Below are 12,910 nucleotides of genomic sequence, written 5' to 3' on the forward strand. Positions count from 1 at the left end.
ATGAAGAATTCAAAGTTCCTAATAAATGCGGGCATAGGATTTACTATTTTAATAGTCATTTGGCAATTCATTGCTGAAGTCGGTGGTTATGAATCCGCCCTGTTTCCGCCTCCATCAAAGGTATGGGAAGGAATTCTAACCTTAATCAGTGATGGTACATTATTGACTCATTTACAAGTGAGTTTGTCGCGTTTCATTACCGGTTACCTTTCAGCGGTGATTGTCGCCATTGCGCTTGGATTGATCCTGGGGAGAATCCCGTTATTGTGGGGCGTCATCGATCCCATTGTGCAAGTATTGCGCCCTGTTTCCCCTATCGCCTGGTCTCCCTTTATTGTCCTTTGGTTCGGAATCGGGGATATCCCGGCAATCGTGATTATCTTTATTGCCGCCTTTTTCCCTGTGCTATTATCCACCGTCTCGGCTGTCCGGAAAGTGGAAAATACGTATATTAAAGTTGCCCAAAACTTTGGCATCAAGAAGTTGGAACTTTTGCGGAAAATCATTTTACCGGCTGTGTTTCCGTATATAGCAAACGGTCTTCACATTGCCGTGGGGACGGCATGGATCTTTTTAGTGTCCGGGGAAATGGTCGGTTCTCAATCAGGTTTGGGATATTTGATTGTAGATGCAAGAAATTCCATGAGATTGGATTTGGTAATGGCCGGAATTATATTTATCGGAATCGCCGGGTTGATTTTGGATAAATTGGTCGGCTTATTTGAAAGCTGGATCAACCGCATTTGGGGAAGACAAAGCGCTTGATGGTGCTGAAATCGGACTCCTGTTGATTCATTGGAAATGAATTATGGAAAGTATAGAAAAAAGCCGAATTTCCTGAATGATTGCAAGGAAATTTGGCTTTTTTGTTTTGGATATTAAAAATCATGGGCGATTCTGAAGGGGTTTCCGGAAATTTGACGAAAAATTAATGAAGATATTTTTCACTTCGCCATTAAAAGGGGGATAGAAATGAAACTGATTTCCATTTGTCCGAGCAACACCGAGCTGGCTGGCTATTTAGGATTGACTTCTTCATTGGTAGGGGTGGATGATTATTCCGATTGGCCGGAAGAAATTGAACAATTGCCGAGATTGGGCGGAGATTTGAATATTGATATGGATCAGGTGGAGAAGCTTGAACCGGATTTGGTATTGGCTTCCCTTTCCGTGCCAGGGATGGAAAGGAACATTGAAGAATTGGAAAAACGGAATATTCCTTATGTCATTGTGCCGAATCCAAAGACGCTTGCCGAAGTCGGGGAATGCTTATTATTTGTCGGAGAAGTGACGAATACACTGGATGAAGCGAAGAGAATCTATCGTGTATTTGAAGAACATCTCGAGAAATACCGGAATTTATCCAAACAAGTGGAGCATCCCAAAAATGTTTATTTTGAATGGTGGGCAAAGCCGATTTTCACTCCAGGAGCATCCAATTGGCTGACGGAACTGGCTGAACTAGCCGGAGGAAGAAATATCTTTGAGGATTTCCGGGAGGCAAATGTACAGACGGATTGGGAGGAAGTGAAAAGAAGGAACCCGGATGTCTTTTGTGTTGCCTGGGTGGGGGTGCAAACCGGAAAAATCAACCCGAAAGTCATCTTCAAACGCCCGGGTATCCAGGAAATAAAAGCGATACAAAATAATGAGTTCCATATCTTAGAGGAGGCGCTATTCTGCCGCCCTTCCCTCAAACTATTGCAGGGATTAACCAAGCTGGCGGCCATTTTACACCCGCAAATCTATCCTCCCTATGATGGAAAGGACCCGTTATTGGTGATGAAAGAAGAAAGAAAATCTTCATAATATAATCTGCAAAGGTACTTCGTTTGAAAGCGGATGGATGCAATTCGCTCTTTTTTGATAGATGAATGGATAGGGTAATAGCTGAAAAATCTCTTTTGTACGGAAAAGGCTCCAAAGATTCGTCACATGTGCAGTTGCCCTCCCCGCATACGTTGGACCGGAAGAATTTCGATTACTTTAGTTTTAAAATCGGTTTTTCAGGGTATGACGCAAATAAACCACTAAGAGGGGAGGCAAAGGAGATGGAGCTGATAAAAGCCTTGGCCGTTTTCTTTGGAATCATCTTATTAACCGCTTGTTCGTCCGAACCTCCCGTTCCCCAAACAGCCAAAACCTCTAAAGATGATCTTGAAATTATCGCAACAGGCCTTGAAATTCCATGGTCCATTGAAAAAGCGGGGGAAGCTTTTTATCTTTCGGAACGAGTGGGAAATATAGTGAAAATTGAGGATGGGCAAGCGGCAAGACAGTCCGTTCAATTGGAGAAGCCTCTTGCAAAAGCTGCGGAAGCCGGATTCCTGGGATTTGTTCTGGCTCCGGATTTTGATAGGTCCCATGAGGCATTTGCGTACTACACTTACACAGATGAAAACGGACAATATAATCGCATTGTCCGTTTAAGATTGGAAAGTGATATATGGGTTGAGAAAGGGGTATTGCTCGACCGGATACCGAGCGGCCCGGTCCATCATGGCGGAAGGTTGAAAATTGGCCCGGATGGCAAACTTTATGCCACTGCGGGAGATGCATTGAGGCCGTCTGTAGCCCAGAATGTATATACATTGGGCGGAAAGATTTTAAGGCTCAATTTGGATGGTTCCGTTCCTGCAGATAACCCATTCCCCAACTCTTATGTATATAGTTATGGCCACCGGAATCCTCAAGGTTTGTCCTGGTCTCCGGAAGGAACGATGTATGCAAGCGAACATGGCAACAGCGCCAATGATGAAATTAACCGGATTGAACCGGGAAAAAATTATGGTTGGCCGGACATCGAAGGAAATGATAAGAGGAAAGGATTGGTGTCGCCGCTGTTTACATCCGGTTCAGGACGGACATGGGCGCCATCCGGAATGGCCTATAAGGAAGGGAAGTTGTATGTTGCAGCATTAAGAGGGGAAGCCGTGTTGGAATTTGATTTAAAAGAAGGAACAGTAAAAGAAGTCATTGCCGGTTTTGGGAGAATCCGCGATGTGTATATTGAAGGGGATTTCCTCTATTTCATTACCAATAATACCGATGGACGGGGAAGTCCAAGGGAGAATGATGATAAAATATACCGTCTTTCCTTATCAGAATAAAAATGAACATAAAAAGGCTGTTTAGAAAGCGGCAAGCTTCTTAAACAGCCTTTTTCTATATAGAAAAGAATCTTAGACTATTTGATCGGCCATCACTTTTTGCATATATTCCCCGGATTGTTCAAGGGTTGTCATTGTATTGATCATCGAGCATGCAGCGTCGAGAATCGGGAAAGCAAGGGCAGCCCCGGAACCTTCGCCAAGTCTCATATTCATGTTCAGCATCGGTTCTACTCCCAATAATTCGCTTGCGATTTTTGCACCGGGTTCTTCGGACAAATGGGACGGAATAATGTAATCTTTTACCTTTGGCTCCAATTTATAAGCGATTAATGCGGAAACCGTGGAAATGAAACCGTCAATTACGACAGGCACCCGGTTGGCTGCCGCGCCTAGGACAACTCCTGCCATTCCGCCCAATTCCAGTCCCCCGACTTTTGCCAAAACGTCAATCGGATCTTCAGGGTCTGGTTTGTTGATTTCGATTGCCCTGCGAATCACATCAATTTTATGTTGGAGGCTATCCACCCCCGCCCCCATTCCGGTTACTTCAGCAGGATCATACTTGAAAAGCGCGGCCAAGACGGCGCTGCTGGCGGTTGTATTGCAGATGCCCATTTCGCCGGTTGCCAATACGTTAACACCTTGTTTTACTTGTTCATTGGCCACTTCGATTCCCGCTTCAATTGCCCGTATGGCTTCTTCCCGTGACATGGCCGGCCCTTTGGCCATATTGGCAGTACCGTATCTTACTTTTTTATTGATGACCCCTGAACTTTCCGGCAAATCTTCCTTGATTCCCACATCGACGGAAACCACTTTTGCTCCCGCCGCTCTTGCAATGGCACAAACTCCCGTAAAACCTTTGGCAAAGCCAATGGCCTGCATTACCGTTACAAATTGAGGATTGTTGGATACGTTTTCTTCATACACCCCGTGGTCCGCGGCCAATGCAATGACCGCTTTGTTGGATACGTCGAGTTCAAGTTTCTCTGTAATACCGGCAAGCTGTATCGCGATTTTCTCCAATTTTCCTAAACTGCCTAAAGGTTTGCAAAGAGAATCAACTTTTTCTTTTGCCTTTTCCATCATTTCTTTGTTTGCTTCCGTGATGCTTTCCAAGGTCGCTTGCAATAGTTCCATTCCAATCTCCCCCATCATTAGTATCAATGTTATATTAAAATAATAAAAGTCTGCAGTTTATTGGCATGCCAAATAAACTACAGACTTTACCATCGTACTGTATGTTTAAAGCAATTAGGCAGGTCTCCTGGCTCAGGTTCATCGCAAATATGGGCCTTCCCGGTTTCCCAGTGGCATTTTCCATATTGCTCCCCAATACAGTGGTGGGTCCGCTAAAGATTCTCACTTTATTCCCTATTCTCCCGTCACGACGGGCACCTAATTGCTGTAAATATTCTGTTTTTTATAAATGTAAGATGAAAATATGTTTTCGTCAAGATTTTTCGGAGTCAATTGTCTGAAGAGGAATGCTAATGTCGAAATAGGAATGTGCTTAGCGGATCGAGTTTGGAAGTTTGGCTTGACGATAAAATATACAATTGTATACAATGCAGTTAATAATTTTGTATACAAATGTATACAATGATTGCGATTTGATGGATTAGAAAAGGAGTTATAAAATGCGGGCTGCATGGAAGCTTTCAAAATATTTAAAGCCTTATAAGCATTTCGCTATTCTTGCCCCGATTCTTATGGTGCTGGAAGTCGTGATGGATTTGATCCAGCCGACAATTATACAAAAAATCATCGATGAAGGAATCGCGGCGAATGATACCCCGCACATCATTGCGATGTTTGCTGCCATGATGGCATGCGCAATAATCGGATGGCTGGGTGGGGCCGGCTGTTCCTATTTCAGCTCAAAAGCGGCGGTAAATTTTGCGTCCGATGTCCGGGAGGATTTATATGAAACCATTACTTATTTTTCAAACACCAATAAGGATCGGTTTACGTTGGGGAAACTGATTACCAACTTGACCAATGATATTGAAATGCTGCAGCGGGCGTTGAACATGCTGCTGAAAATTTTTGTCCGGGGGCCTTTGATGTTTGTCGGGGCCGTGATTGTGGTGTTCATTACGGCAAGAGAGTTATTTTCAGTGTTGTTTTTCGTCGTTCCTGTATTGATCATCTGTTTATATCTGTTTATTAAACTGTCGATTTCGCTGTTCCGAAAAGTACAGGAAGCTATTGATCAAATCAATATACGGGTGCAGGAAAATTTGGCAGGCATCCGCGTTATTAAGGCCTTTAACTGTATGCGGCACCAAGTGGAGCAATTTGCCGGAATCAACCAAGCGTTAACCATGCGGAATATGACCGCCGAACAAGTGATTGCCGCTCTTATGCCGATCACCCAGTTTGTAGTGAATGCAGGAATCGTATTGGCTCTTGCCCTCGGTGGCATAAAGGTGGAAGCGGGTGTGATGGAAGTCGGGGTGATTGTCGCATTTATCAACTATTTAATGATGATTATGAACGGCCTGATGAGTTCCAGCAATGTTCTGATCCAAATTGCCCGGGCGATTCCAAGCGCGGAACGGGTTGTAGTCGTGTTGGAGGAACTGCCTGAGATTACGAATGCGGATCAGCCTGTGAAAAAAGAAATACGGGGAGATGTGAAGTTCGAGAATGTGAGTTTTTCTTATAACAAACATGTGGAACCGGTGTTGAAAAACATCTCCTTTGAAGCAAAAGCGGGAAGCACTGTCGGAATCATCGGCATGACCGGCAGCGGTAAATCCACATTAATGAAACTGCTTGCCCGCTTGATGGATGTGGATGAAGGAACAATTTATATAGACGGCATTCCGATCCGGCAATACGACCTGGAGACCCTCAGAGGCGCCATGGCTTTCGCGCCTCAAAAGGCCGCACTGTTTTCGACAACGATTGAAGAAAACTTGAAATACGGAAAGATGGATGCGACAAAAGAGGAGATCCGGGAAGCGCTGGCCGCTTCGGATGCCTATGAATTTGTAGAAAAATTGGATAAAAAAGAACAACATGTATTAACCCAAGGGGCGACAAATTTATCCGGCGGGCAAAAACAACGGTTGGCGATGAGCCGGGCATTAATACGAAAGCCGAAGATTTTGGTTTTGGATGATACAACATCGGCAGTGGACAGCATTACCGAAAAGATGATTCAAAGCAATATGAAGAAAGCACTCAAGGGAAGCACGAAGTTTATTGTGGCATCTAAAATTTCTTCCATTAAAGATGCAGATTTGATTCTCGTTCTGGAGGACGGCCGGCTTGTTGCACAAGGGACCCATGAAGAATTATTAAAAACAAGTGTCCACTATCAAGAAATTATGGCATCTCAAGCTGAAAAGGGGGGTGTGCTGAATGAATAGATTGCAGGAATCCATTTCCGGCAGAGGAGGAGGTCCGGGCCGTGGCAGAGGTCCGGCTGCCAAAGCAAAAAATCAAAAGGCTGCTCTTAAACGGATTTGGAGTTATTTAAAAAAGCAAAGAATAAGTGTAATCAGCGTCATCCTCCTGGTAATCGTTACATCTGTATTAAATATACTGGGCCCTTTTATGATTGGATTCATTATCGACCATTATATTTTGCCTCTTGACATCAAAGGAACGATCCGGATGGCAGTGTTGCTTGCAGCCGTATTCATTGCATCCTCCCTTTTAACTTGGCTGCAAACGTTTATCATGATCAGAGCCTCGCTCAAAACGATTCAAAATTTGAGGCTCGAACTGTTCGAAAAGCTGCAGTTATTGCCGATTCCATACTTCGATCAAAAGCAGCAGGGCGACTTGATGAGCAGAATGACGAATGATATCGATAATTTGAATTTTGCCCTTTCCCAAAGCGTCATTCAAATTGTATCGTCCATCCTCTCTCTTGTTGGCACCGCCCTTGCCATGCTCTATTTAAATTGGGTTTTGGCGGTTGTCACCCTTTTTGTTGTTCCGCTGATTGTGTGGTCAACAAAACAAATTATCAAACGCAGCAGCGTGAATTACCGGAATCGTCAGCGGGATTTGGGAAACTTGAATGGATATATCGAAGAAACGATTTCCAATTCTGAAATTGTGACATTGTTTGGACGGGAGCAACAAACCATTGAGCGGTTTAAAGAAGCCAACGAAAGGCTGCGCCATTCCGCAATGCAATCGGAAATTGTATCCGGTTTATTAGGTCCGACAAATAACTTGATCAACAACCTTGGACAAGGAATCATTATAGGCGTCGGCGCGGTGATGGCCGTTCATTCCCTTGTGACGGTAGGCGTCATCACATCTTTTTTAACCTACGCAAGACAGTTTTTCCGGCCGATTAACCAACTTTCAAACTTATTAAATACCTTTCAATCGGCCATCGCCGGAGCAGAACGGGTATTTGAGGTATTAGATGAGCGGATTGAAATCATGATTTCCCCTAACTCCCTTCCAAGAAAGCCGTTGGAAGGAAATGTTGAATTTCGGAATGTATGTTTTGAGTATGTAAAAAATCAGCCGGTATTAAAAAATATTTCTTTTAAAGCGCGTGCGGGAGAAGTTGTGGCTCTGGTGGGCCCGACCGGTTCGGGCAAGACAACGATTGTACAGTTATTAAGCCGTTTTTATGACGCGACAAGCGGCGAAATTTTGATTGATGGAAAAAATATCCAGTATTACTCTCTGGAACACCTGCGGGATTCCATCGGTGTCGTGCTGCAGGACACATATTTATTTTCAGGAACCGTCAGAGAAAACATTCGATTCGGAAAACTTGATGCGACCGATGAGGAAGTGGAAAAAGCGGCGAAAATTGCTTATGCCCATTCCTTTATCAAGTATTTGCCGAATCAGTATGAAACGATGATAGAATCGGGAGGAAAAAATTTGAGCCAAGGTCAGCGGCAACTGATTGCCATTGCCCGTGCCATATTAAAAGATCCGGATATTTTAATTTTGGATGAAGCGACTTCAAACGTAGATACCATGACGGAAGTGCATATTCAAAAAGGGTTAAATAATCTCATGAAGGGCCGGACAAGTTTTGTTATTGCCCATCGGTTAAAAACCATTGAAAATGCGGATCAAATATTAGTCATTAAAGAAGGAAAAATTGTGGAACAAGGAAACCACGATTCGCTAATGGCACTCGATGGATTTTACGCCAAGTTGCAGAAAGAATATTATCAAGGCGCAGAGATTTAGAAAGGGACTGTCCCGATAAATTTTGGGGCAGTTTTTTTAAGGTAAAATCCCGGATTCGATTGGAATAAGAGAATTCTTTCAATTAAATCGCCAAACAAGAAGTTTCTCCCCAAGTCGATTCTTAAGTTTTTTTCTCGGAAAGTTATCAACATTCTTTACTCATACAAGCATTCTTTCCTGCGTATAGTAGTGCAAAAGGTTGCAAAAGGCGGTGTAGTAGATTTGAAACGATGGCTTGCACTAATTGTCATTTTGCTCTGTTGTTTATTAGTGGTGATTTATGAGACAAGCGCATCGGATAACAGGTTTTTCCTCCCTGAACCGTTGGCAGGGGTAAAAGTTGTCATCGATGCGGGCCATGGAGGAATTGATGGGGGAGCATCGGCGGAAAATGTGGTGGAAAAAGATATTACACTGGCGATTGCAAAAAAGGTGGAAAGAAATTTAAAACGTTTGGGTGCTGAAGTGGTGATGACAAGAACAACGGATGGCGATGTACTCTCTGAACATGCACCAGGTGAAGAATTTGCCACTTTAAGAGAAAGAAAAAAACAGGACATCTTTTTGCGGGAAGAAATTGTGAAAGAAAATAATCCGGATATTTTCATCACGATTCATGCGAATGCAATTCCCGGAGAAAAGTGGAGGGGCGCGCAAGTTTTTTATCATAAAGAAGGGCATCCGAATAGCGAACTGCTTGCAAAAGCCATCCAATCTTCAATAAAAGAAAAGCTGAAGAATACCGATCGGGAAGCTTTAGCAATCAAACAAATTTACTTGTTGAAAAAAGCGGAAGCACCTGCCGTTCTTGTGGAAACGGGATTTTTAAGCAACCCTGAGGAAAGGGCCTTGCTGACTGATGAAAAATACCAGGAAAAAATGGCGGACGCGATTGTAAAAGGTATTGAAAACTACGTTAATATGGAGATTGAATAAGCAACAGCAATGATAAAATGAAAGCAGTTTAAATATGGCTATTAATGGACAATCAGTGTGTTATACTTATACTATCATTGGAAGCATATTTAGGGGAGTGTTTAATGTGATTAATGAACAACAAGTCCGTGAAATTTTAGGACAGCTGGAAGACCCGTTTTTACATAGAACGCTTAAAGAAACAAACGGAATTGTCAATGTATCAATAAAAGAAGAAAAAAATCATGTCAGTGTAAAAATTGCCATTGCCAAAACGAATACGCCGGAACAATTGCAATTGCAAATGAAAATTGTTGAAAAATTAAAAGAAGCCGGTGCCTCCACTGTCGGAATCCGATTTGAAGAATTGCCGGCAGAAGTGATCGAAAGTTTCCGCGGTACGGCCAGTGAAGCGGAAACTCATGACATTTTATCGCCTTTATCTACGGTCAAAGTCATTGCCATTGCATCAGGGAAAGGCGGAGTCGGAAAATCGACGGTTTCCGTCAACTTGGCGGTCGCTTTAGCCCGTTTAGGGAAAAAAGTCGGCTTGATTGATGCGGATATTTACGGATTTAGCGTTCCTGATATGATGGGAATTGAAGAGATGCCGACTGTCAAAAATGACCGGATTTATCCTGTGGTGCGCAAAGGGGTTAAAGTCATTTCCATGGGATTTTTCGTGGAAAACAATGCACCGATTATTTGGCGCGGGCCAATGCTGGGCAAAGTGTTGGACCAATTCTTCCGCGATGTTGAGTGGGGAGATATCGATTATCTTCTGTTAGACTTGCCTCCAGGAACTGGAGATGTGGCACTTGATGTCCATCAGGCTTTGCCGGCTTCAAAAGAAATTATTGTGACGACTCCGCATCCAACAGCGGCTTTCGTTGCAGCACGTGCTGGAGCGATGGCTGTGCAAACAAATCATGAAGTACTTGGCGTTATTGAAAACATGGCCTGGTATGAGTCAAAATCCGGCGAACGGGAATACGTCTTTGGAAAAGGCGGCGGACAAAAATTGGCGGAAGAATTGCGTACCGATTTATTAGGGCAAATCCCACTGGGACAACCTGATTGGGATGATGACGATTTTGCCCCTTCCATTTATGATGAAAACCATCCAACGGGCAAAATTTATTTAGATATTGCCAAAAAAATAGTTAATAAATTGGAATAAAATTAGGTAAGCGGATGGCTGTCCATCCGCTTACCTTTTTGTATTAATTTCCTCCGCCTTCTTGTCCTTGACTTTGTCCTTGTCCATCGGTGTTTTCTTGCTCTTTTTCTTTGGAACCGCTAGCCTGGCCGCTTTGTTTAATCAGTTCTTGCCATTTTGTTTGCAGCAATGGATTGTCGATTGTTTCCATCACAATTTTTTCGATTTCTGTCCTAAAATCTGCACTTTTTAGGACAGATCCCAATTCTTTTTTCATTTCCGGTTGTCCAAAAAAGGCAATCAAGTCTTCCTGATAAGAGGCGTCTTTTATTAATTGTTTCATGATTTCCGTTTGCTGTTCTTTCATGCTTTTGGCCATCGATTCTTTAAATTTTGGATCTTCAAAGGTTTTTTTCCAAAAGTCTTGGGCCTGTTCGGACAATAATGAATTAGTGATGGATGACTCCACTTCATCATGTTCCAGAACAATCAGCTCCCGGAAACTAGGATCTTCCAACAGCTGTCGAATCGCCTTTTTTCCTTCTTCTGTCTGAATCGCGTCCACGACAATTTTTTTCACTTCTTCATAGGAAGGTTGGGAATTCGGTGAATCGGAACAACTTGCCAACAAGACCAATAGTAAGAACAAGGTTACCAAACGATTGAACAGGGGATTTTTCACCTTTTTCAGTCCTTTCTGCATAAAGGCTCTATTTTTCATTATTGTTCACAAATCTCTTCTTAAATATGTACATGTTTAGAACTTGGATAGCTTTTTTAAAAAACGATTGATAAAATAATGATTAAATTGAAAAGATAAGGGGAGCATGAACGTGACAATACGAAATTGGTTTAAATTCTTCTTGATGTGCATGCTTATTGGCGGAGTTGTTACTGGTCTGGCAGGTATTATTATTCGCTGGAATTTTTTTTATGAATACTTGTCCGCAGGGGAAATAGGAGAGTTTTTGGCCGCTTTTGTTTGGATGATTTTTTTGGGCTTTACGATGAGCGTCATCGCCCAGGCCGGATTCTTTGCTTATTTGACAATTCATCAAATCGGGTTAGGAGTTTTTAGAACGCTGACATTATGGAATTGGGTGCAAGTTTTATTAATGATCGTTGTTGTGGGAGATTTAATTTTTTTCCGCTTCGCACCTGCCGCTGAAAACGTTAAAGATTGGTTATTATATGGGGGATTGTTAATTGTTTTGATTTTTTCGGCAATTGCGACTGCGATGAAAAAAGTCCAATTAACAGGCAAAAAGCATATTTTCATCTCCTCAATGTTCTTTATGATCGTCATTACTTGCCTGGAATGGGTTATTCCGCTTATGGGGCGCAAAGGGAATATCGATACATATGTCGCTTTGCTATTGTTTCCGTTAGTGGCCGTCAACGCTTATCAGCTGTTAGCATTGCCAAAATACAATAAAAAATCTGAAGAAGACCGAAAAAAATTGGAGGAACGCAAAAAGGCGAGAAAACAGAAAATGGAAACCCATAATCCTGATGCTGCACAATGAATGGATGTAAAAAGCTGTCCCGAAAGTGGTAACTTTCCGGACAGCTTTTTTTGGGGACTTTAGGAATCATACAGGATATTATTTTGTGGAATATTGCGTCATGGCATTTTTGTCGACTTAAACGTATATCCGAATATATTCTCTTCTAAAGAAATAAACTTATGGGATTGCATGAATCTTGGAAGGTTTTTGAAATTGGGTTTTGAATGTTCGTGTATTTGCAAGCTGATGATAGCTCCTTTGATTTCATTGTATTTTTTTCCTTCTTTATAAATGTGAGTCGGAGATATTAAATTGATTTCTTCATTGAAAGCTGCCTGTTTAATTTCATCGGGGAATTCATAATCTCTTGTCATAAACCAAAGGGGTTTCTTATTAAAATGTTTTTCATAAATCTCCACTTCTTTTTTGAATGCATTTACGCTATATTCCTCTTTGCCCACTCCGCCCAATAAACCAGTGGGAATATTCTTTTTACGAATCAATTCCACTAATTTCGGGGAACGTTCAATCCAATTTGCATCCAGCATTAAAATTGGGTAAGGTGCATTTAAGGATTCCAGCCATTGCGGCAATTCGTCATGGGTAAATGAAATTTCCACTATTAAAGATTGACCGTAATTCCCTTTCGATATGACCAGGGGTTGATCTGTCATTCGAAAAACGGATATGATTGAATTTTTCTGTGGATAAATTAACAACAAAATTACCACTATAATGAATAGTGGAATGATTATTTTACGCAACATCAGTTTGTCCCCTTTTTGAGTTTTTGATGAATCAAACCGTTTCTAAAAAAACTTATGAAAAAGTGTTGACTTTCATGAATAAAAAATGATAGGATATAAAAGTCGTCGAAAGATGGAAAAAATCGTCGAGCATGAAATGAACCTTGAAAACTGAACACCAAAGCGTTGATGCCAGAAACAATTCCGGTTTGCCGGCCCCGTCGGCGGACCGGATTCGGACAAACAATTTGAGCGAAATCAAATTCTTTTTGGAGAGTTTGA

Annotated in this window: 11 protein-coding genes and 1 riboswitch; of the genes, 8 read left to right on the forward strand and 3 right to left on the reverse strand. The window is 42.2% G+C overall.

The window, feature by feature from the left end:
* The 3 genes from FKZ59_RS13145 (at position 1) to FKZ59_RS13155 (ending at position 3,110) form a co-directional block, all read left to right on the forward strand.
* Positions 1–765: an ABC transporter permease gene (locus FKZ59_RS13145; RefSeq protein ID WP_141603209.1), complete on the forward strand. Its 765-nt coding sequence runs from the start codon at positions 1–3 to the stop codon at positions 763–765.
* A 207-nt stretch (positions 766–972) separates the two neighbouring features.
* On the forward strand, positions 973–1,809 hold the full coding sequence (locus FKZ59_RS13150; protein ID WP_141603210.1) for a cobalamin-binding protein: 837 nt from the start codon (positions 973–975) through the stop codon (positions 1,807–1,809).
* 242 nt (positions 1,810–2,051) lie between these two features.
* Positions 2,052–3,110 (forward strand): PQQ-dependent sugar dehydrogenase, encoded by a 1,059-nt coding sequence (locus tag FKZ59_RS13155; protein ID WP_141603211.1) that lies wholly within the window; start codon positions 2,052–2,054, stop codon positions 3,108–3,110.
* 72 nt (positions 3,111–3,182) lie between these two features.
* Here the strand turns inward: FKZ59_RS13155 and cobT are convergent, their stop codons facing one another.
* Complete coding sequence (cobT, locus tag FKZ59_RS13160) at positions 3,183–4,253, reverse strand: nicotinate-nucleotide--dimethylbenzimidazole phosphoribosyltransferase (RefSeq protein WP_141603212.1); 1,071 nt, start codon at positions 4,251–4,253, stop codon at positions 3,183–3,185.
* Positions 4,254–4,353: 100 nt separating this feature from the next.
* A riboswitch (cobalamin riboswitch) is annotated at positions 4,354–4,530 on the reverse strand.
* Between the two features lie 223 nt (positions 4,531–4,753).
* Between cobT and FKZ59_RS13165 the strand changes: the two genes are divergently transcribed.
* The 4 genes from FKZ59_RS13165 to FKZ59_RS13180 all read left to right on the forward strand — a co-directional run bounded on the left by FKZ59_RS13165 (position 4,754) and on the right by FKZ59_RS13180 (position 10,395).
* Entirely contained in the window at positions 4,754–6,493 is a 1,740-nt protein-coding gene (locus FKZ59_RS13165) for an ABC transporter ATP-binding protein (protein ID WP_141603213.1), read from the forward strand.
* On the forward strand, positions 6,486–8,300 hold the full coding sequence (locus FKZ59_RS13170; RefSeq protein WP_141603214.1) for an ABC transporter ATP-binding protein: 1,815 nt from the start codon (positions 6,486–6,488) through the stop codon (positions 8,298–8,300). The genes FKZ59_RS13165 and FKZ59_RS13170 overlap by 8 nt, the downstream gene beginning before the upstream one ends.
* A gap of 222 nt (positions 8,301–8,522) precedes the next feature.
* The gene (cwlD, locus tag FKZ59_RS13175; RefSeq protein WP_141603215.1) at positions 8,523–9,236 is read left to right on the forward strand and encodes an N-acetylmuramoyl-L-alanine amidase CwlD; all 714 of its coding nucleotides are present in this window, start codon (positions 8,523–8,525) and stop codon (positions 9,234–9,236) included.
* A 106-nt stretch (positions 9,237–9,342) separates the two neighbouring features.
* A complete protein-coding gene (locus tag FKZ59_RS13180) occupies positions 9,343–10,395 on the forward strand; it encodes an Mrp/NBP35 family ATP-binding protein (protein ID WP_141603216.1) in 1,053 nt (350 codons plus the stop codon).
* Positions 10,396–10,438: 43 nt separating this feature from the next.
* On the opposite strand, the gene gerD is transcribed toward FKZ59_RS13180, so the two are convergent.
* Positions 10,439–11,095, reverse strand: coding sequence for a spore germination lipoprotein GerD (gene gerD / locus FKZ59_RS13185; RefSeq protein WP_246045896.1), 657 nt, complete (start codon positions 11,093–11,095; stop codon positions 10,439–10,441).
* Between the two features lie 112 nt (positions 11,096–11,207).
* Here gerD and FKZ59_RS13190 point away from each other — a divergent pair, with 112 nt between their 5' ends.
* Complete coding sequence (locus FKZ59_RS13190) at positions 11,208–11,900, forward strand: KinB-signaling pathway activation protein (RefSeq protein ID WP_141603217.1); 693 nt, start codon at positions 11,208–11,210, stop codon at positions 11,898–11,900.
* Positions 11,901–11,998: 98 nt separating this feature from the next.
* On the opposite strand, the gene FKZ59_RS13195 is transcribed toward FKZ59_RS13190, so the two are convergent.
* A complete protein-coding gene (locus FKZ59_RS13195; RefSeq protein WP_141603218.1) occupies positions 11,999–12,649 on the reverse strand; it encodes a hypothetical protein in 651 nt (216 codons plus the stop codon).
* Between the last annotated feature and the right edge of the window lie 261 nt (positions 12,650–12,910).

The sequence above is a fragment of the Ureibacillus terrenus genome, from assembly GCF_006569205.1.
GTDB classification, from domain to species: domain Bacteria; phylum Bacillota; class Bacilli; order Bacillales_A; family Planococcaceae; genus Ureibacillus; species Ureibacillus terrenus.

What these genes read in the sequence shown, in the direction of transcription:
- cobT (WP_141603212.1), bottom strand. Translation starts at nt 4,253, where the DNA reads ATGGAACTATTGCAAGCGACCTTGGAAAGCATCACGGAAGCAAACAAA.
- FKZ59_RS13155 (WP_141603211.1), top strand. Translation starts at nt 2,052, where the DNA reads ATGGAGCTGATAAAAGCCTTGGCCGTTTTCTTTGGAATCATCTTATTA.
- FKZ59_RS13170 (WP_141603214.1), top strand. Translation starts at nt 6,486, where the DNA reads ATGAATAGATTGCAGGAATCCATTTCCGGCAGAGGAGGAGGTCCGGGC.
- gerD (WP_246045896.1), bottom strand. Translation starts at nt 11,095, where the DNA reads ATGAAAAATAGAGCCTTTATGCAGAAAGGACTGAAAAAGGTGAAAAAT.
- FKZ59_RS13165 (WP_141603213.1), top strand. Translation starts at nt 4,754, where the DNA reads ATGCGGGCTGCATGGAAGCTTTCAAAATATTTAAAGCCTTATAAGCAT.
- FKZ59_RS13195 (WP_141603218.1), bottom strand. Translation starts at nt 12,649, where the DNA reads ATGTTGCGTAAAATAATCATTCCACTATTCATTATAGTGGTAATTTTG.
- FKZ59_RS13150 (WP_141603210.1), top strand. Translation starts at nt 973, where the DNA reads ATGAAACTGATTTCCATTTGTCCGAGCAACACCGAGCTGGCTGGCTAT.
- FKZ59_RS13145 (WP_141603209.1), top strand. Translation starts at nt 1, where the DNA reads ATGAAGAATTCAAAGTTCCTAATAAATGCGGGCATAGGATTTACTATT.